We start from the raw sequence: 19,723 nt of genomic DNA, 5'->3' as shown, positions 1-19,723 counted from the left end.
CCTTGGGCGCCGTTTTGCCTTCCAGCGAAATGGCTTAGCCTGCACTGACACGGAAATTGAGCCGAGGGAAATGCACCTGGATCGCACCCAGTCGCTCATCGTGGCGCAAGAGCACCAGGGCTTCGTTATCGGCATGGACCAACTCGCCCACCACCGGGTCCACCCCGTAGTCGGTCGCGGCCACGCTGACCCGCTCACCCCAGGCAAAGCCTTCCACCGGAATGGCCTGATCACGAGGTAGCGCCTCAGGCTCGGCCGTCTGCGCGATGACCAGCGCCTCCTCGGCCTGGAGCTCTTCGTGGGTACCGTGGCCGAAACCCAGCACCCGCGCGAACCAGGCGGCGATCTCGGGTCGTTCGTCGACCAGGGGCGCCAGTTGCGGCGTGCTCTTGAGGAACCAGAAGTTGTGGGCCAGGGCGATGTCGGCCACCGAGGGCGCGCCGAAGAGGAATTCACCCTGGCTGCGCTGCAGCTGCGTCTCCAGCCGCGACAACAGGGTCGGCAACTGCTGCCGGGCCTGCTCGGGCGTCAGCCGGCTCAGGCTGCCACCGCTGAACAGCGCCTTGCGGTCATCCAGAAAGGCCTGGGCCTGCTCCGGCGGCAGACTGGCCAGGCGCGGCCCCATGATCTCCGGCTGGAACATCAACGCCACGGCGTGCTGGAACAACACCGAGTCCGCCCAGCCGGCAAAGGCGGCCACGACCGCCTCCTGGCCTTCCGGAAACAGCGCTGGTACGGCTTTTTCCGCCTCCAGGCGGCGAGCGATCAGCGCCGTGTCGCAATAGACGTCCGCACCCACCTGCAGCACCGGCGTCTTGCGATAGCCACCGGTGAGCGCCACCAGCTCGGGCTTGGGCAGCATCCGCGGAATGATCACCGAACGCCAGGCGAGACCCTTGAAGCCCAACAGCAGGCGCGCCTTCTCGGCGAAGGGCGATTGCCAGTAGTGATGCAGAATCAGCTCGGACATGACAGCACTCCTGAATCAGCCGTGGGCCGTGGGCCGGACAGGGCCAGTACCAGGGATTCCTTGGCTCGTTTGGGTAGCTTCTTGATCTGGATCTCGCGGCGCAAGGCGGCCGACTTGTCGGCGCAGGCTTCGACATAGACCAGCGCCTGGGCCGGGCTGGAAGCGAAGAAGCGGGCACCACGGCCACTGCGGTGCTGGGCGAAGCGGCGCTCGGGATCATCGCTGATGCCGCAATAGAGCGCCTGGTTCTCGGCGCGCACCAGGTAGACATACCAGGTGCGCGCGGGTGGCTGGGGGATGTCGCTCACCGTCAGGCGAACCACTCCCGGGCGGTACGCCAGACGCACACGCCAACGAAGTAGATGCCGCTGGCGAACCAGAGCACCATCAGCCACAGCGGCTTGTCGGGGTGCAGGAACACCATCATGGCGCTGCTGAGCAGCCAGATGGAAGTGATGGTGATGTTCACCGCCATCAGCTGACGGACGCGGAAGGGGTGCAGGAACTTGACCCGGGTCAGGGTCAGGGCGGCCAGTACCAGCACCACCGCCATGCTGAACCAGGGCGCCAGGTCCAGCACGTAGAAATACAGCGCCACCACGTTCCAGGCCGCAGGAAAGCCGATGAAATAGTTGTCGGCGCTCTTCATGTTCACATTGCAGAAACAGAACAGTGACGACAATAGGATGATGCCCACCGCCACCAGCTCGAAGTGCGGCGGCAAGGGTACGAAGCGATAGATGAAGATCGCTGGAATGAAGACATAGGTCAGGTAATCGACCACCAGGTCTAGCGCGGAACCATCGAAATGGGGCAGGACCCGCTTGACCTCGAACTTGCGGGCCAGGGTGCCGTCGAGACCATCGACGAGCAGCGCGATGCCGAGCCACATCAGGCAACCCTTGGGTTGACCGTCGACCAGAGCGAGCAGCGCCAGAAGCGCGAGGATCACACCACTGGAGGTCACCGCATGGGCGCCCCAGGCCTTGGCTTTTGTCAGCATGAGCGGATGGGAAATGGAGTTCACGGGCGTCTCTCTATGATGACGGCTTCGACTGCCCGTTGCACCGCACGTTCTCGCGATGCGGTACGGAATCGACAATGAAGCCGGTGAACGGCAAGGCGGACCTTGACCGCCGACCCCGGAAACCGGGCGCCAAACATCGAGGATACCGCGCCTTGAAGTCCTTTGCCCGCCTTCCCGCCGAACGCCCGTGATTGGGTTCGCAGGTAGACCGGGGCGGATGGGTGTCCACCCCGGTCGCGTCTCAGTGCAGGATCTGCCCGAGGAACAGGCGCGTACGCTCGTTCTGCGGATTGTCGAAGAACTGGTCCGGTGCGGCCTGTTCGACGATTTCGCCCTTGTCCATGAAGATCACCCGGTTGGCCACGGTGCGGGCGAAGCCCATCTCGTGGGTCACGCACAGCATGGTCATGCCATCCTGGGCCAGGCCGATCATGGTGTCCAGCACCTCCTTCACCATCTCCGGGTCAAGCGCCGAGGTCGGCTCATCGAACAGCATGATGCGCGGCTGCATACACAGCGCCCGGGCGATGGCCACGCGCTGCTGCTGGCCACCGGACAGCTGACCCGGAAACTTGTTGGCCTGCTCGGGAATGCGCACCCGCTGCAGGTAATGCATGGCGATCTCTTCGGCCTGCTTCTTCGGCAGCTTGCGCACCCACATGGGCGCCAGGGTGCAGTTCTGCAGCACGGTCAGGTGCGGAAAGAGGTTGAAATGCTGGAACACCATGCCGACTTCGCTGCGAATGGTCTCGATCTGCTTGAGATCGTTGGTCAGCTCGGTGCCGTCGACGATGATCTGACCCTTCTGGTGTTCTTCCAGGCGATTGATGCAGCGGATGGTGGTGGACTTGCCGGAGCCGGAAGGCCCGCACAGCACGATACGCTCACCCTGGCTGACGGTCAGGTTGATGTCCTTGAGCACGTGGAACTGGCCGTACCACTTGTTCACGTCCTTGAGCTGGATCATGACCTTGCTGCTGTCGACCGGCTGCTTGTTGCTTACGTTCATCTGTTGACTCCTAACGCTTGTGGCCGGTGTTCAGCTTGCGCTCCAGACGGGCGGAATAGCTGGACATGGCAAAACAGAAAACCCAGAAGACCAGCGCGGCGAACACATAGCCTTCGGTGGATAGACCAGGCCACGCCGGGTCGGAAGTAGCACGCTTGATGCTGTTGAGCAGGTCGAACAGGCCGATGATGACCACCAGGCTCGAATCCTTGAACAGCGCGATGAAGGTGTTGACGATGCCGGGGATCACCAGCTTGAGCGCCTGGGGCAGGATCACCAGGCCGGTGGTCCGCCAGTAGCCCAGCCCCATGGCCGCAGCGGCTTCGTACTGGCCCTTGGGAATGGCCTGCATGCCGCCCCGTACCACCTCGGCGATGTAGGCCGCCTCGAAGATGATCACCATGACGATGGCGCGCAACAGCTTGTCCAGGTTCATGCCATCGGGCAGGAACAGCGGCAGCATCACCGACGACAGGAACAGCACCGTGATCAGCGGGATCCCCCGCCAGAACTCGATCATGGTCACGCAGATGACCTTGATCGCCGGCAGCTTGGAGCGGCGCCCCAGGGCCAGCAGGATGCCCAACGGCAAGGCGCCGACGATGCCCACCGCGGCGATCACCACGGTCAGCATCAGGCCGCCCCACTCGCTGGAGGGCACCACGCGCAGACCGAAGCCGCCATACAGCAGCCAGAAGGCCACCAGCGGATAGATCACCAGCAAGGACAGACCGTAACGGGCCTTGTGCTTGAAGCTGTCGAGGAACAGCGGAATCGCCCCGATCACGGCGATCACCACGGTCAGATCCACGCGCCAGCGCTGATCGCTGGGGTAGAAGCCGTACATGAACTGCCCGAAGCGCTCCTTGATGAACACCCAGCAGGCGCCGCCTGGCACGCAATCGGCACGGGTGCTGCCACTCCAGGTGGCATTGATGAAGGCCCAGTTCACCACCGGCGGCACGATCAGCCAGACGAGGTAGAGACCGAACAGCGTCAGGAGGGTATTGCCGACGCTGGAAAACAGGTTGCCACGAATCCAGGCCCAGGCACCGACGCTGGAGGGCGGCGGCGGCAGGTCCGGTTTGAAGGTATGGGTCTGGTTACTCATACGCGCTCCTTAACGCTCGATCAGCGCGATGCGCTTGTTGTACCAGTTCATCAGGATGCTGATGCTGATGCTGATGGCTAGGTAGACGCTCATGGTGATGGCCATGGTTTCGATGGCTTGACCGGTCTGGTTCAGGACGGTGCCGGCGAACAGCGCCACCATCTCCGGATAGCCGACGGCAGCACCCAGCGACGAGTTCTTCATCAGGTTCAGATACTGGTTGGTCAACGGCGGAATGATCACCCGCAAGGCCTGGGGAATGATCACCAGCCGCAGGGTCAGGCCCGGACGCAGCCCCAGGGAACTGGCCGCCTCGGTCTGACCGTGGCTGACCGCCTGGATACCGCCGCGCACCGTCTCGCCGATGAAGGCCGCGGTGTAGACCGACAGGGCCAGCGCCAGGGAGACCAGCTCGGGGATGATCACCCAGCCGCCGCGCAGGTTGAAGCCCTGTAGCTCCGGCACTTCCCAGTGCAACGGCCTGCCGAAGACCAGGGCCGCCAGCAGCGGGATCCCGATCAACAGCGCTAGTACGACCCACAGCACCGGGAAGCGCTGGCCCGTGGCATGCCGCTGCTTGCGAGCCCAGCGTACCAGCACCACGCTGGCGACGATGGCGATGAGCAGCGCGATCAAGCCGGGCAGGAACCCAGCATCGGCGCTCGGCGCGGGCATGTACAGGCCACGGTTGTTGACGAAGAAGGCGTCGCCCAGGCTCAGACTCTGGCGCGGACCCGGCAGGGGCGCGAGCACGGCGAAATAGAAGAAGAAGATCAGCAGCAGCGGTGGAATGTTGCGGAAGGTCTCGATGTAGACCGTGGCGACCTTGCGCAGCAGCCAGTTGTTCGACAGCCGGGCCACACCCACGGTGAAACCGATGACGGTCGCCAGGAAGATGCCGATGACCGACACCAGCAGGGTGTTGAGCAGACCGACCAGGAAGACCCGCCCGTAGGTATCGCCTTCGCTGTAGGGAATCAGGTGCTGGGGAATGCCGAAGCCGGCGGTATTGTTCAGGAAGCCGAAGCCGGAGGTGATACCCCGGTTGGCAAGGTTGGCCTGCGTGTTGCTGAACAGGAACCAGCCGAAGGCCACGACGGCGACCACGGCCACGATCTGGAACAGCCAGGAGCGCGCCTGCGGATCGGTGAGCAGAGACCCACGGACCGGCGAGGACGGTTTGCTAACGTTTTGCATCTACTAGAAGCCTCATTAAATTCTCGCCCCACAGCGCGGGAAGCGCTGCAGGGCGAGAATCTGCACATCCGGAAGGTGGTCGGCGACTAAGGCGCCGAGATCAACGGACCGGCGGGGCGTACTGCAGACCGCCTGCATTCCACAGGGCGTTGAGGCCGCGCTTGATCTTCAGATCGCTACCCATGCCGACGTTACGCTCGAAAACTTCGCCGTAGTTGCCGACCTGCTTGACGATCTTCACCGCCCAGTCTTTCGGCAGCTTCAGGTCCTTGCCGAATTCGCCATCGGCACCCAGCAGACGACGCACGTCAGGGTTCTTGGAGTCCTTGGCCTGGGCTTCGACGTTGGCGGAGGTCAGACCCAGCTCTTCGGCGTTGACCATGGCGAACAGCGACCACTTGACCACGGTCAGCCAGTCTTCATCGCCACGACGCACGGCCGGCGCCAGCGGCTCCTTGGAGATCACTTCGGGCAGCACAACATAGTCGTCGGGCTTGGACAGTTTGTTGCGCTGGGCGTACAGCTGCGACTGGTCGGAGGTCAGGACGTCGCAACGACCCGCTTCCAGCGACTTGGCGCTTTCGTCCGAGGTGCTGTAGGTGATGGGGGTGAACTTCATACCGTTGGAACGGAAGTAGTCGGCCAGGTTGAGTTCGGTGGTGGTACCGGCCTGGATGCACACGGTAGCGCCGTCCAGTTCCTTGGCGCTCTGCACACCCAGCTTCTTGTTCACCAGGAAGCCCTGGCCATCATAGTAGGTGACGCCTGCGAAGATCAGGCCCATGCCGCCGTCGCGGGAGCTGGTCCAGGTGGTGTTGCGCGACAGCACGTCGATTTCGCCGGATTGCAGCGCGGTGAAGCGCTCCTTGGCGGTCAGGGGCGTGAAGCGAACCTTGGTGGCGTCGCCGAAGACTGCCGCGGCGACGGCCCGGCAGACGTCCACGTCGATACCCTTGTAGTCACCCTTGGAGTCGGTGAAGGAGAAGCCCGGCAGGCCATCGCTGACGCCGCATTGCACGAAACCTTTGTTCTTCACCGCGTCCAGGGTAGCGCCTGCGTGAGCCATGCCGGACAGGCCAAAAGCGGCGGCGGTGGTCAGAATTGCCAGGGTAGACTTCACCATCTTCATCGATAAGCTCCACTTTGTTTATGAGTTACGTTCCAGTCGCACGGCAGCACGATGTCTCTCGCCTGATTGCCGTGGAACCCGCCCACCCGATCCCTGGGCGTCCTTCATCAAGGGATGAAGGTGACGCACTGGAAGGCGTGACGAAGCAGTGAGTCAGTGTTACCTGTTAGTGCACTACCTGGCCGCAACCTAGTTGAGGCAATTTGCGGACCAGTGAAGGCGACAACGCTGCACTTGGCTCAAACCCGGCAATCCCGAGACCTTGAGCAAAAAACCGGCTAAATAAATTACGAAAATGCGACATGCATTTTGTGCACCATCTGTTACCACGCCCATTTTTAGTGGCACCAAACTGGAGCAAAGCCTTGGAAAATTCACCTCTTGTGCTGGAATCGACCAGCGGGACCGCCGATAGCTGCGTCATTTGGTTGCACGGCCTGGGCGCAACCCAGCATGACTTCGAACCCGTTGCTGAATTATTGCAGCGCACCCTGACCACCACCCGTTTCATTCTGCCCCAGGCACCTACCCGTCCCGTCACCATCAACGGCGGCTGGGCCATGCCATCCTGGTACGACATCTTGGCAATGAATCCGGCACGGGCCATCGATCGCGCCCAGCTAGAAGAATCGGCTGCCAGCGTGCATGCCTTGATCGAGGCCCAGCGGGCCCAGGGCATCGCAGCTGAACGCATCGTGCTCGCAGGCTTCTCCCAGGGCGGTGCCGTGGTACTGCACACCGCCTACAACACCTCCTGCATCACCCTCGGCGGTGTCCTGGCGCTATCGACCTATGCCCCCAGCTTCGAAAACGATCAGACCAACCGGGGTGGTACCACCCCGGCGCTGTGCCTGCACGGCAGTCAGGACGACGTCGTACCGCTAGCTTTGGGGCGCGCCGCCTACGACGCCCTGGCTGCCGCAGGCGTTGAAGCGCTCTGGCGCGACTATCCCATGCGCCACGAAGTCATTCCGGCGGAAATCCAGGACATCCAGGCCTGGCTGCTGACACGTCTGGGCGGAAAATAAAGGAATGCTGGCGGTGCGGTGACGTTTTTGGAAACCGGTCGACAATTCCTGTCATCAGGTCGCAAACAGAGGCTCACGAAGGGAAAAGCGAACGAACTTTGCGGTACCCATCCGGTCCAGTGGGGGTGCCTGAAGGTCGTGATTTGCATGGAGCAGCTATGGTCCGAGTTTTCCTTTCAGCCCCCGAGGTGATGTGTTGATGGCTGCCCCCTTGTCGGTATGGCTGGCCGAAGTTCCGGTCGCGTCTCTGAAAGACCTCCGCCTGTTCAAGGGTGTGGAGAACTTTCTGCTGGAAGCGCTCATCGCCCGCTCGGTCACCCGTAGCCTGGTGACAGGCGAATGCCTGCTGTCACCGGCCATGACCAACCAGTACATGTACCTTATTCTGGAAGGTCGGCTGCGGGTCCACCTGGGCTCGCCGGACAATCCCCCCATCTATCTGCTCGGCCCGGGCGAGTGCTCTGGCGAGATCAGCTTCATGGACAGCGAGCGGCCCAGCGCCCATGTCATCGCCGAGGCCGATACCCAGGTGCTCTGCCTGCATCGCGACCTGGTACTCGAACTGATCGAGCGCTCCTCCAAGGCCATGCACAACCTGCTCGGCATCCTCTGCGAGCGGATGCGCCGTGGCAACCAGCTCATCGTCGATACCGAGCGCAATGCCAACGTCGATACGCTCACCGGCCTCTTCAATCGTCGCCGCCTGGAGCAGCTGTTCGAGCGCGAAAGCACCCGCTGTGCCTTCAATCGACAGCCCCTGAGCCTGCTGATGCTCGATGTGGACCACTTCAAGCGCTACAACGATACCCACGGCCACCTGGCGGGCGACTATGCCCTGTGCCTGGTCGCCAACACCTTGCGCGACCAGCTGAGACCCAAGGACAGCATGGCGCGCTATGGTGGCGAGGAATTCGTCATCCTGTTGCCAGAGATCGATCGCGACGAGGCGATTGCCATCGCTGAACGGCTGCGCCAGAGCCTGGCGGAGATCAAGGACTTCTATTCGCCCTGCGGCAAGCTGCCGGGCGTCACGGTGTCGATCGGGCTGGCCCAGATGCGCAAGGCCGACTCCCTGGAGGAGCTGGTAGGGCGCGCGGACAAGTCGCTCTATCAGGCCAAGAATGCCGGGCGCAATCGGATCAGCGGCTGATCCGATTGCGCCCGTGTTCGGCAGGTAGTTGTTGCCGGGCACGTCGGTTGCTTTACACTGCGGTCTCATTCCGCTTTCGATGATCGAGACCCTCCGTGCTCAAGGCACTCAAAAAATTTCTGGGCAAGGATCAAGAGGTCGCTCAGCCGACCCCCTCTCCTGCGCCCCAAGCTACCCCCAGCGTCGCTCCCGCAGCTCCCTCCGCTCCCGCCCCGGCCGCACTCGAGCCCCAGGTCGAGCGGCCGCCACGCAAACCCCGGAACCAGAACGAAGCCCGCGCCCAGGAGCCCCGCCCTCAGGCGGACAAGGCTGCCAAGCCGCGTCGTGAGCGCAGCCCGCGCAAGCCCAAGCCGGTTGACACCTGGAAGCTGGAAGACTTCGCGGTCGAGCCGCAGGAAGGCAAGACGCGCTTCCACGACTTCAAGCTGGATCCGCGCCTGATGCACGGCATCCATGACCTTGGCTTTCCCTACTGCACGCCGATCCAGGCGGAAGTACTGGGCTTTACCCTCAAGGGCAAGGACGCCATTGGCCGTGCGCAGACCGGCACCGGCAAGACCGCTGCCTTTCTGATCTCGACGATCACCCAGCTGCTGACCACCCCACCGCCCAAGGAAAGGTACATGGGTGAGCCGCGGGCACTGATCATCGCGCCAACCCGCGAGCTGGTGGTGCAGATCGCCAACGACGCCCTGGATCTGGCCAAGTACACCGGCCTGAATGTCATGAGCTTTGTCGGCGGCATGGACTTTGACAAGCAGCTCAAGCAGCTCGAAGCACGCTATTGCGACATCCTGGTCGCCACCCCTGGCCGTCTGCTGGACTTCAACCAACGCGGTGAGGTGCACCTGGACATGGTCGAGGTGATGGTGCTGGACGAGGCTGACCGCATGCTGGACATGGGCTTCATCCCCCAGGTCCGCCAGATCATCCGCCAGACGCCGCCCAAGAGCGAACGCCAGACCCTGCTGTTCTCCGCCACCTTCACCGATGACGTGATGAACCTGGCACGGCAGTGGACCACCGATCCGGCCATTGTCGAGATCGAACCGGAAAACGTGGCCAGCGACACCGTCGAGCAGCACGTCTACGCCGTGTCCTCCAGCGACAAGTACCGCCTGCTCTACAACCTGGTCGCCCAGAACAACTGGGAGCGGGTGATGGTGTTCGCCAACCGTCGCGACGAGGTACGCCGCATCGAAGAGCGCCTGACCAAGGATGGCATCAGCGCGGCCCAGATGTCCGGCGACGTGCCTCAGCACAAGCGTATCAAGACCCTCGAAGGCTTCCGCGCCGGCAAGATCCGCGTGCTGGTGGCGACCGACGTGGCCGGTCGCGGCATTCACGTCGACGGCATCAGCCACGTGATCAACTTCACCCTGCCAGAAGACCCGGACGACTACGTGCACCGCATCGGCCGTACCGGCCGCGCTGGCGCCACCGGCACGTCCATCAGCTTCGCCGGCGAAGACGACTCCTTCGCCCTGCCACCCATCGAAGCCCTGCTAGGCCGCAAGATCGGCTGCGAGATGCCGCCGGCCGAGCTGCTCAAGCCGGTCCCGCGGCAGCGTTGAGACCAGCGCCACTGCCGAAGGCTGCCCTGCCGGTCTCGCCAGGGCAGCCGGCACCTCCGCAGGGTGGATAACGGCGCAGCCTTATCCACCTGGCAGGCGGCTCACCACGTGGAGAACGCTGTGCGGTTTTCCACCCTACTCTGTCATCCCTTCGTCCAACGCTCCGCGGCATCCTGATCGCTGGCGCGGCCTTCCACCCAGCGTGGACCCTCGGCCGTATCTTCCTTTTTCCAGAAAGGCGCGCGGGTCTTGAGATAGTCCATCACGAAGTTGCAGGCCTCGAAGGCAGCCTGACGGTGAGCGCTGGCGGTGCCGACGAAGACGATGGGCTCGCCCGGCTCGAGCCGGCCGATACGATGCAGAATTTCGACGTTGAGCAGCGGCCAGCGCTGACCCGCCTCCTCCACGATGCGCGCCAATGCCTTCTCGGTCATGCCGGGAAAGTGTTCGAGGAACAACCCACCCACGTCTCGACCGTCGTTGAAGTCCCGCACATAGCCGACGAAGCCCACGACGGCGCCAATGCCGGTGTTGGCGGCATGCAGGGCATTGAGTTCCTGGCCGGGGTCGAAAGCCGCAGCCTGTACACGAATGGCCATGGTCAACCTCCGGTCACGGTGGGAAAGAAGGCGACCTCATCACCGTCGTGCAACGGCTCGGCCAGGCCACAGAGCTCCTCATTGCGCGCGCACATTAGCCCGCGCTCGCCCAGCGTATCGGCCCAGAGCCCGCCACGCTGGACCAGATGCTCCCGCAGATCACCCACGGTGGCCAAGTCCGGCTCCCAGGCGAGATTTTCCTCGGCGCAGCCCAGGACCTCGCGATAGCGGGCAAAGAATTGCACGCGGATCATGCTTGCTCCTCGGCGCGGAAATGACCGCTTTTGCCACCGCTCTTTTCCAGCAGGCGCACCGCCTCGATGATCATCCCGCGATCAACCGCCTTGCACATGTCATAGAGGGTCAGGGCCGCCACGCTGGCTGCGGTCAGGGCTTCCATTTCCACCCCGGTCTGGCCGGACAGCTTGCAGGTGGCAGCGATACGTACCGCATCCGGTGCTTCAGCGGTCAGGTGGACCTTGACGCTGGTCAGCATCAGCGGATGGCAGAGCGGAATGAGATCGGCGGTTTTCTTGGCCGCCTGGATACCGGCGATGCGCGCCACGGCAAAGACATCGCCCTTGGGGTGGCCGCCACTCTGGATGAGTTCGAGGGTGTCCGGACGCATGCGCACCCGGGCTTCGGCCGTGGCTTCACGGAAGGTCACCTGCTTGTCGGTGACGTCGACCATGTTGGCACGGCCTTGGGAATCGAGATGGGTCAGCACGGCATGACTCCTGAAAAGGACCTGCCATTGTAGACCTGCCGTGGGAGATTTGATCCCCGCCCCTGGGCAGGCGGGGATCATGGCCTTTACAGATGAGCCTCGGCGTATTCGGCGAGGATGGACCGGGGCACGCCCTGGAGAGTGATGTGCACCCCGTGGTTGAAGCCCTTGAAGCGCTCGGAGAGGTAGGTGAGACCCGAGCTGGTGGCGGAGAGGTAAGGCGTATCGATCTGCGCCAGGTTGCCCAGGCAGATCACCTTGGAGCCGCTACCGGCGCGCGTGATGATGGTCTTCATCTGGTGCGGGGTGAGGTTCTGGCATTCGTCGATGAGGATCAGGCTCTGCTGGAAGCTGCGACCACGGATGTAGTTCAGGGATTTGAATTGCAGCGGCACCTTGCTGAGGATGTAGTCCACGCTGCCGTGGGGGTTGTGGTCATCCATGTGCAGGGCTTCGAGGTTGTCGGTGATGGCACCCAGCCAGGGCTCCATCTTCTCGGCCTCGGTGCCGGGCAGAAAGCCGATGTCCTCGTCCAGGCCCTGGACGCTGCGGGTGGCGATGATCCGCCGGTATCTCTTGGTGACCATGGTCTGTTCGATGGCCGCGGCCAACGCCAGGATGGTCTTGCCCGAACCCGCGGCACCGGTCAGGTTGACCAGGTGGATGTCCGGCTCCAGCAGGGCGAACAGTGCCAATGCCTGATAGATGTCCCGCGGCTTGAGGCCCCAGGCCTCCTGATGCATCAACGGCTCCTGATGCATGTCCAGCAGGATGACCTCACCGTCGCGTACCGCCTTGACCCAGCCAACGAAACCCTGCTCGTCGAGCACGAAGTCGTTGACGTTGAACGGCGGCAACTCGGCAGACAGCTGCACCCGGTGCCAGACCCGGCCCAGCTCCTGGCGACTTTCCACCTTGCTCACGTTGTCCCAGAAGGACCCGGGTAGATTGTGATAACCCTGGGATAGCAGGGAGACGTCGTCGAGCAGCTGGTCGGTCTGGTAGTCCTCCGCGGCGATGCCACAGCCACGCGCCTTGAGGCGCATATTGATGTCCTTGGTGACCAGCACCACCCGCTCCTGGGGATGCTGGGTACGCAATTCGACGAGCTGGTTGATGATGCGGTTGTCGTTGATGTCGTCGGGCAGGCAGGCCATGGGGCCGGCACGGCGGCTCATGAGAATGGACAGTCGCCCCTTGGCCTCGCCCTTGCCGCGGGGAATGGGTACGCCCCGCTCGACGTCCTCGGGCGAGGATTCGGCGAGGACACTGTCGATCAGGCGGATCGCCTGCCGGCACTCGGCGGCAACGTTGTGTTTGCCGGTCTTGAGCTTGTCGAGTTCCTCCAGGACCGTCATGGGAATGGCGACGTGATGCTCTTCGAAATTGAGCAGCGCGTTGGGGTCGTGGATCAGTACGTTGGTGTCGAGCACATAGAGGGTGGGCTGGGTGGGGCGGGAACGTCCGTGATCATCCATACTCGGTCACCTCGTCATAAACGCTTGACTCGCAAGCCAGTCGACGGAGCGTCAGCAGACGCTCCGCGGCGAAAGGTGCCGTCGCTCCAGCAACGGGTTCACGGACCGGCCAACATAAGGGCACGGGACCCGGGAGATGCGACGGACACTTCGGTAATAACGCAAAAGCCCTTGGGCACAAAAGCTTTTTTTGGCCGCGTCCGATTTTTTTCACGGACCCGTCGATCTTGCCATCCGGCCAGGCAACGTCGCCCCGCGGCCGTGGTCAATACCTATCGATCCCATGGGCAAGGCCCACTGGAGCCCGGCGACGGAGGCTTCTAGAATGGCGCCTCGCCAAGAGGAGCCAAGCCGATGCTGATGGTGATTTCACCTGCCAAGACGCTGGACTACAGCACACCGCCGAGCACGTCCCGCCATACCCTGCCGCAATACCTGGACCACTCCCGCGAGCTGATCGACGGGCTCAAGACGCTCGCACCGGCTGAGGTCGCTCAGCTCATGGGCGTGTCCGACAAGATCGCCACCCTCAACGTCGCCCGCTTCGGCAGCTGGAGCCCGCACTTCACGCCGGACAATGCCAAGCAGGCGCTGCTGGCGTTCAAGGGTGACGTCTATACGGGCCTTGCCGCCGAAGACTTTCAGGAAGACGACTTCGACTTCGCCCAGCGCCACCTGCGCATGCTGTCCGGACTCTATGGCCTGTTGCGTCCGCTGGATCTGATGCAGCCCTATCGCCTGGAGATGGGCACCAAGTTCGCCAATCCGCGCGGCAAGGACCTCTATGCCTTCTGGGGCGACCGTATCAGTGACTGGCTCAAGGCGGACCTCGCGGCCCAGGGCGATGACGTCCTGCTGAATCTGGCCTCGAACGAGTATTTCAGCGCGGTGCGCCGCGCCCGCCTGCAGGCCCGGGTCGTCGATGTGGAATTTCGCGACCTTAAGAATGGCGACTACAAGATCATCAGCTTCTATGCCAAGAAGGCACGGGGCCTGATGGCACGGCATGTGATCAAGCAACGCATCACCCTGGTGGATGACCTGCGGGATTTCGACGATCAGGGCTACCACTACTCGACGGAGCGATCTACAGCCGACAAGCTGGTATTCTTAAGAGATACGCCTTTCGAATAGCAGATAATCGACGGATGGCAGAAGAACTGGCTCGCTTTGCATCAAAGTGGCTAGACAGTCACAACCATGGAAGTATGGCCATGAAAGACTGTCATCTCCCTCCAATAAAAAGGTTTCAGCCGCGCGGCGGTGGCGTTCCAGGCACGAAAAGTTGCCGGACATCTCAAAACCGCTGTCTTTCCGGAAAAAGGAAACTTCGCTGAGAACCACTTTCGTTTGATTCTGTCTTTGTCTGGTCCTTGCCCTAGGCCATGATGGCCAATGGCAATCAGTCCGCACGTTCAATTTGTACCGGCCGACCATTCGGCCGGTTGATCTTTCGAAGCACGGACGCTTCGTCCCGACCTCAGGGACAGCGGCCACAAAATCAGCAGACGCTGAAGGAGTAACGCCCATGATTCCCGTCATCCTGTCCGGTGGTAGCGGCTCGCGACTCTGGCCCCTCTCGCGCAAGCTTTACCCCAAGCAGTTCCTGGCTCTGACCAGCGAACAGACCATGTTCCAGGAGACCATCAATCGCCTGGGCTGCGAGGGGAGCATCGCTTGCCCCATCATCGTCTGCAACGCTGAACACCGCTATCTGGTGGAAGAGCAGCTCAAGGCCGTCGAGTGCAAGCCCCAGGCCCTGATCATGGAGCCCTTCGGTCGCAACACCGCGCCAGCCGTGGCCATCGCTGCCATGCAGCTGGTCGCTGACGGCAAGGACGACCTGATGCTGGTGCTGCCCGCCGATCACGTGATCGAGGACGAAGCCCAGTTCAAGGCCGCCCTGCAGCAGGCCGCCGCCGCCGCCGAGCGTGGCGAGATGGTGCTGTTCGGTATCCCGGCCACCGCGCCCGAGACCGGCTACGGCTACATCAAGACCGGCTCCAACGAGGGTCTGCCCCAGGGCGTGGCCCACGTCGAGCGCTTCGTCGAGAAGCCTGATGCCGTCACCGCCACCGAATACGTGGCCTCCGGCGACTACTGCTGGAACAGCGGCATCTTCCTGTTCCGCGCCAGCCGTTTCCTGGAAGAGCTGAAGAAGCACGACACCGACATCTATGACACCTGCCTGCTGGCGCTGGAGCGCAGCAGCATCGACGGCATCAACATCAGCATCGATGCCGCCACCTTTGCCGTCTGCCCGGACAATTCCATCGACTACGCCGTCATGGAAAAGACCACTCGCGCCTGCGTGGTGCCCATGAGCGCCGGCTGGAACGATGTCGGTTCCTGGTCCGCGCTGTGGGACGTCCATGCCAAGGACAGCAATGGCAACGTCATCAAGGGCGACGTCGTCCTGCATGACAGCCGCAACTGCCTGGTGCATGGCAACGGCAAGCTGGTGACCCTGGTCGGCCTGGAAAACGTGGTCGTGGTGGAAACCAAGGACGCGGTCATGATCGCCCACAAGGACAAGGTCCAGGACGTCAAGAAGCTGGTCAACGCCCTCGAGAAGCAGAACCGCAACGAGGTCAAGGCGCACCAAGAAGTCTTCCGTCCCTGGGGTTCCTACGACTCCATCGACATGGGCCAGCGTTTCCAGGTCAAGCGCATCACCGTCAAGCCGGGCGCCCAGCTGTCGCTGCAGATGCACCACCACCGTGCCGAGCACTGGATCGTGGTGTCCGGTACCGCCGAGGTCACCTGTGACGACAAGGTCTTCCTGCTGACCGAAAACCAGTCCACCTACCTGCCGATGACCTCCGTGCACCGCCTGGCCAACCCCGGCAAGGTACCGCTGGAGCTGATCGAAGTGCAGTCCGGTGGCTACCTGGGCGAGGACGACATCGTTCGCTTCGAAGACATCTACGGCCGCGTCGACACCCAGGCCCTGGAAGTCGCCAAGGCAGGCAAGGCGTCCACCCGCTAAGCCCCGCCTCACGGCAATCCCCAGACACCGGCCAAGGCCGGTGTCTGCGTTTTCGGCAATCGCTCGGCAAACCGGTTAGGCTTGTCGTTTCTCTTTCTCGCCACCGGATCTGCTGCATGACCTCTCCCACCCTGCTCCGCCTCGATCAACTGGACGAGGCGCTGGCCGCCTACGACGGCTTCATTCTCGACCTCTGGGGCGTGCTGATCGACGGCTACGAGACCTTTCCCGGTGCCCGCGCCTGGCTGGAGCGCCGCGCGGCCGAGGGCAAGCCGGTATGGTTCCTCAGCAACGCCTCCCGCGACGCCGCCGGCATGGTCGAGGAACTGGGCAAGCTGGGCGTGCCACGCGAACTCTTCGCCGGCATTACCACCTCGGGCCAGTTGGCCATCGATGCCTTCCTGCAGGATGCGAAATTCCGCGAGGGCGGCATCTACCTGTCCGGCCCTGGAACCGGCCAGGCGGGCTGGCCCGCAGAGATCCGCGAGCGCTTCGTCGAGGAGATCGACCAGGCAGCCATCATCCTCGGCGTCGGCAGCTTTCCGGAAGACGAGCTGGAGACCCGCTTCGCGCCCTTGGCGACTGCCCTGGACAAGCCTTTTCTCTGCGCCAACCCGGATCGTAACGTGGTATCCGGGGGTCTACCCTTCTATGCGGCCGGCAAGCTGGCCGATCGCTTCGCCGCCCTGGGTGGCGAGGTCACCTGGTACGGCAAGCCCGATCCCTATGCCTTCCGCTGCGCTGCAGAGGAACTGGCCACGCGTGGCGCCAAGCGCCTGCTGTTCGTCGGCGACTCCCTGGTGACCGATGTGCCGGGTGCGGTGGCCGCGGAGATCGATTGTCTCTGGTTGGCCGCCACCGGCATCCACCGCGAGGCCCTGGGGCTGGACTTCAATCAGGAGCCCACCCGCGAGGGCCTGGCGCCGCTGCTGGACCAGCATCCCGCGCTACCGCGTTTCGCGGCGGCGGGTCTGGCCTAACCCTTTTTCCACACGCCGAGGTATCGATGAGCAAGAAGCACGTAATGGTCTTCAACCGCCTGCCCGAAGAGCTGGTGGAGCGTCTGCGCCAGCACTTCACGGTCGAGGTGATTCCCTTCAGTGCCAACGTCGACCTCTTCGCTGCCTCCGCCGCCAAGGCCCAGGGCCTGATCGGTGCCAGCCGCAAGCTGGGTGAGAAGGAGCTGGAAATGGCCACCACCCTGGAAGCCATCGCCAGCGTGTCGGTTGGCTACGACAGCTACGATGTGGACTACCTGACCAAGCGGGGCATCCTGCTCACCAATACCCCGGACGTGCTCACCGACACCACTGCCGACCTGGGCTTCACCCTGCTGATGAGCGCCGCCCGGCGGGTGCCGGAGCTGGATGCCTTCGTCAAGGCCGGTCTCTGGCGCAAGGGCATCGGTGAAGAGCACTTCGGCACCGATATCCATGGCCGTACCCTGGGCATCGTCGGCGCCGGCCGCATTGGCGCGGCTATCGCCAAGCGCGGCCATTTCGGCTTCGACATGCCGATCCTCTACACCGCCAATAGTGCCAAACCCGAGCTGGAAGAGCAGATGGATGCCCAGCGCCGCGAGCTGGACGACCTGCTCCGCGAGGCCGACTTCGTCTGCCTGGTGGTGCCTCTGTCGGCGGCTACCGAAGGGCTCATAGGTGCACGCGAATTGGGGCTGATGAAATCCAGCGCCATCCTGATCAATCTGGCGCGCGGCCCGGTCATCGACGAGCCGGCGCTGATCGAGGCCTTACGCAGTGGCCAGATCCGCGGCGCGGGCCTGGATGTCTATACCCGCGAGCCCCTGGACGCCTCGCCACTGTTCGAGCTGCCCAATGTGGTGACCCTGCCGCACATTGGCTCGGCCACCCACGAAACGCGCTTTGCCATGGCGGAGCGGGCGGTGGACAACCTGATCGCGGCCCTCGAAGGCAAGCAGCCGACCGACCTGGTCAATCCGGCGGCTCTGGAGCGCCGCTGAGCGCTGATCGCCCGCTGCCGTCCCAGGCGGCGTGCCGTACGGCCCCTTAAAGGCTATACTGCCGCGCCGCTCTCGGGTCGGCCGCCCGGCCGGGTGGGCCTCTCTCAGTGTGTCCAGGCCACCCCTCCGATCGGGCCCCTTCGCGGCCCGGTCCGTGCGACCCGAATTGCGCGCCCGTCTCGCCACCGCCCGTGGCCGAGACGCAAGAAACCGCCAAGAGGAGCGCGTACATGACCGTGATCAAGCAGGATGACCTGATCCAGAGCGTTGCCGACGCCCTGCAGTTCATCTCCTATTACCACCCCGTAGACTTCATCCAGGCCATGCACGAGGCCTATCTGCGCGAAGAATCCGCCGCCGCGCGCGACTCCATCGCCCAGATTTTGATCAACTCGCGGATGTGCGCCACCGGCCACCGTCCAATCTGCCAGGACACCGGCATCGTCACCGTCTTCGCCAAGGTCGGCATGGACGTGCGTTGGGACGGCGCCACCCTGGGCCTGGACGAGATGATCAACGAAGGCGTCCGTCGCGCCTACAACCTGCCGGAAAACGTCCTGCGCGCCTCGATCCTGGCCGACCCGGCCGGTGCTCGCCGGAACACCAAGGACAACACCCCGGCGGTGATCCACTACCAGATCGTCCCCGGCAACACCGTGGAGATCGATGTCGCGGCCAAGGGCGGCGGCTCCGAGAACAAGTCGAAGATGGCCATGCTCAACCCGTCCGACTCCATCGTCGACTGGGTGCTCAAGACCGTGCCGACCATGGGCGCCGGCTGGTGCCCGCCGGGCATGCTGGGTATCGGCATCGGCGGCACCGCCGAGAAGGCCGCGGTGCTGGCCAAGGAATCGCTGATGGACGAGATCGACATCCATGAGCTGAAGGCCCGCGGCCCGCAGAATCGTCTGGAAGAGTTGCGCCTGGAGATCTTCGACAAGGTCAACCAGCTGGGCATCGGCGCCCAGGGCCTGGGTGGCCTGACCACGGTGCTGGACGTCAAGATCAAGGACTATCCGACCCACGCCGCCTCCCTGCCGGTGTGCATGATCCCCAACTGCGCCGCCACCCGCCACGCCCACTTCGTGCTCGACGGCTCCGGCCCCGCAGCGCTGGAAGCCCCGCCACTGGACGCCTATCCGGAAATCGTCTGGGAAGCCGGTCCGAGCGCTCGTCGCGTTGACCTCGACACCCTGACCCCGGAAGAGGTGCAGAGCTGGCAACCGGGCGAGACCGTCCTGCTCAACGGCAAGATGCTCACCGGTCGCGACGCCGCCCACAAGCGCATGGTCGACATGCTCAACAAGGGCGAGCCGCTGCCGGTGGACCTCAAGGGCCGCTTCATCTACTACGTCGGCCCCGTCGATCCGGTAGGCGACGAGGTGGTGGGGCCAGCCGGTCCCACCACGGCCACCCGCATGGACAAGTTCACCCGCCAGATCCTCGACCAGACCGGTCTGCTGGGCATGATCGGCAAGTCCGAACGCGGCCCCATCGCCATCGAGGCGATCAAGGACCACAAGGCGGTGTACCTGATGGCCGTCGGTGGCGCCGCCTACCTGGTGGCCCAGGCCATCAAGGGCTCCCAGGTGCTGGCCTTCCCGGAACTGGGGATGGAAGCCATCTACGAGTTCGAGGTGAAGGACATGCCGGTGACCGTGGCCGTCGACACCCGTGGCGAGTCGGTGCACATCACCGGCCCGCAGGTGTGGCAGAAGAAGATCGCCGACAGCCTCGCTGTCGAGATCTAAGCG

At 63.6% G+C, this 19,723-nt stretch carries 19 protein-coding genes; 8 read left to right on the top strand and 11 right to left on the bottom strand.

The window, feature by feature from the left end:
- Positions 1-34 precede the first annotated feature (34 nt).
- The 7 genes from ACWPW1_RS04595 to ACWPW1_RS04565 form a co-directional block, all read right to left on the bottom strand.
- Positions 35-970 carry a glutathione S-transferase family protein gene (locus ACWPW1_RS04595; RefSeq protein ID WP_454252439.1) on the bottom strand — a complete coding sequence of 312 codons (936 nt, stop codon included), beginning with the start codon at positions 968-970 and terminating at the stop codon, positions 35-37.
- The gene (locus tag ACWPW1_RS04590) at positions 958-1,269 is read right to left on the bottom strand and encodes a GIY-YIG nuclease family protein (RefSeq protein WP_059316820.1); all 312 of its coding nucleotides are present in this window, start codon (positions 1,267-1,269) and stop codon (positions 958-960) included. The genes ACWPW1_RS04595 and ACWPW1_RS04590 overlap by 13 nt, the downstream gene beginning before the upstream one ends.
- A gap of 11 nt (positions 1,270-1,280) precedes the next feature.
- Positions 1,281-1,973, bottom strand: a complete 693-nt coding sequence (gene pcsA, locus ACWPW1_RS04585) for a phosphatidylcholine synthase (protein ID WP_093254393.1) — start codon at positions 1,971-1,973, stop codon at positions 1,281-1,283.
- A gap of 265 nt (positions 1,974-2,238) precedes the next feature.
- Positions 2,239-3,006 (bottom strand): ATP-binding cassette domain-containing protein, encoded by a 768-nt coding sequence (locus ACWPW1_RS04580; protein ID WP_434775807.1) that lies wholly within the window; start codon positions 3,004-3,006, stop codon positions 2,239-2,241.
- A 10-nt stretch (positions 3,007-3,016) separates the two neighbouring features.
- The gene (locus tag ACWPW1_RS04575) at positions 3,017-4,117 is read right to left on the bottom strand and encodes an amino acid ABC transporter permease (RefSeq protein WP_059313647.1); all 1,101 of its coding nucleotides are present in this window, start codon (positions 4,115-4,117) and stop codon (positions 3,017-3,019) included.
- A 9-nt stretch (positions 4,118-4,126) separates the two neighbouring features.
- Positions 4,127-5,314, bottom strand: coding sequence for an ABC transporter permease subunit (locus tag ACWPW1_RS04570; protein WP_434775806.1), 1,188 nt, complete (start codon positions 5,312-5,314; stop codon positions 4,127-4,129).
- A gap of 100 nt (positions 5,315-5,414) precedes the next feature.
- On the bottom strand, positions 5,415-6,443 hold the full coding sequence (locus tag ACWPW1_RS04565; RefSeq protein ID WP_434775805.1) for a transporter substrate-binding domain-containing protein: 1,029 nt from the start codon (positions 6,441-6,443) through the stop codon (positions 5,415-5,417).
- A 383-nt stretch (positions 6,444-6,826) separates the two neighbouring features.
- On the opposite strand from ACWPW1_RS04565, the gene ACWPW1_RS04560 reads away from it, so the two are divergent.
- The 3 genes from ACWPW1_RS04560 (at position 6,827) to rhlB (ending at position 10,195) form a co-directional block, all read left to right on the top strand.
- The gene (locus ACWPW1_RS04560; RefSeq protein WP_434776588.1) at positions 6,827-7,471 is read left to right on the top strand and encodes an alpha/beta fold hydrolase; all 645 of its coding nucleotides are present in this window, start codon (positions 6,827-6,829) and stop codon (positions 7,469-7,471) included.
- 199 nt (positions 7,472-7,670) lie between these two features.
- Positions 7,671-8,621 (top strand): GGDEF domain-containing protein, encoded by a 951-nt coding sequence (locus ACWPW1_RS04555; protein WP_454252438.1) that lies wholly within the window; start codon positions 7,671-7,673, stop codon positions 8,619-8,621.
- Positions 8,622-8,716: 95 nt separating this feature from the next.
- On the top strand, positions 8,717-10,195 hold the full coding sequence (rhlB, locus tag ACWPW1_RS04550; protein ID WP_454252437.1) for an ATP-dependent RNA helicase RhlB: 1,479 nt from the start codon (positions 8,717-8,719) through the stop codon (positions 10,193-10,195).
- Positions 10,196-10,338: 143 nt separating this feature from the next.
- Here rhlB and moaE read toward each other — a convergent pair whose 3' ends face one another.
- From moaE to ACWPW1_RS04530, 4 genes are all read right to left on the bottom strand, one after another.
- Positions 10,339-10,794, bottom strand: coding sequence for a molybdopterin synthase catalytic subunit MoaE (moaE, locus tag ACWPW1_RS04545; protein ID WP_454252436.1), 456 nt, complete (start codon positions 10,792-10,794; stop codon positions 10,339-10,341).
- A gap of 2 nt (positions 10,795-10,796) precedes the next feature.
- Entirely contained in the window at positions 10,797-11,048 is a 252-nt protein-coding gene (locus ACWPW1_RS04540; RefSeq protein WP_271653936.1) for a MoaD/ThiS family protein, read from the bottom strand.
- Entirely contained in the window at positions 11,045-11,521 is a 477-nt protein-coding gene (gene moaC, locus ACWPW1_RS04535; protein ID WP_434775802.1) for a cyclic pyranopterin monophosphate synthase MoaC, read from the bottom strand. Before moaC ends, ACWPW1_RS04540 begins: the two co-directional genes overlap by 4 nt.
- An 86-nt stretch (positions 11,522-11,607) precedes the next feature.
- A complete protein-coding gene (locus ACWPW1_RS04530; RefSeq protein WP_059313638.1) occupies positions 11,608-12,999 on the bottom strand; it encodes a PhoH family protein in 1,392 nt (463 codons plus the stop codon).
- A 354-nt stretch (positions 13,000-13,353) separates the two neighbouring features.
- Here ACWPW1_RS04530 and yaaA point away from each other — a divergent pair, with 354 nt between their 5' ends.
- The 5 genes from yaaA (at position 13,354) to ACWPW1_RS04505 (ending at position 19,720) form a co-directional block, all read left to right on the top strand.
- Positions 13,354-14,133, top strand: coding sequence for a peroxide stress protein YaaA (gene yaaA / locus ACWPW1_RS04525; RefSeq protein WP_454252435.1), 780 nt, complete (start codon positions 13,354-13,356; stop codon positions 14,131-14,133).
- A 394-nt stretch (positions 14,134-14,527) separates the two neighbouring features.
- Positions 14,528-15,988, top strand: a complete 1,461-nt coding sequence (locus ACWPW1_RS04520; RefSeq protein WP_313647395.1) for a mannose-1-phosphate guanylyltransferase/mannose-6-phosphate isomerase — start codon at positions 14,528-14,530, stop codon at positions 15,986-15,988.
- Positions 15,989-16,104: 116 nt separating this feature from the next.
- Positions 16,105-16,968, top strand: a complete 864-nt coding sequence (locus ACWPW1_RS04515; RefSeq protein ID WP_313647394.1) for a TIGR01459 family HAD-type hydrolase — start codon at positions 16,105-16,107, stop codon at positions 16,966-16,968.
- A 26-nt stretch (positions 16,969-16,994) separates the two neighbouring features.
- A complete protein-coding gene (locus ACWPW1_RS04510; protein ID WP_271653934.1) occupies positions 16,995-17,969 on the top strand; it encodes a 2-hydroxyacid dehydrogenase in 975 nt (324 codons plus the stop codon).
- Between the two features lie 230 nt (positions 17,970-18,199).
- A complete protein-coding gene (locus tag ACWPW1_RS04505; protein WP_454252434.1) occupies positions 18,200-19,720 on the top strand; it encodes a fumarate hydratase in 1,521 nt (506 codons plus the stop codon).
- Positions 19,721-19,723: the final 3 nt, after the last annotated feature.

It is taken from the genome of Pseudomonas sp. Marseille-Q7302 (genome assembly GCF_965111925.1).
This window is presented reverse-complemented; position numbering and strand designations above follow the sequence as displayed.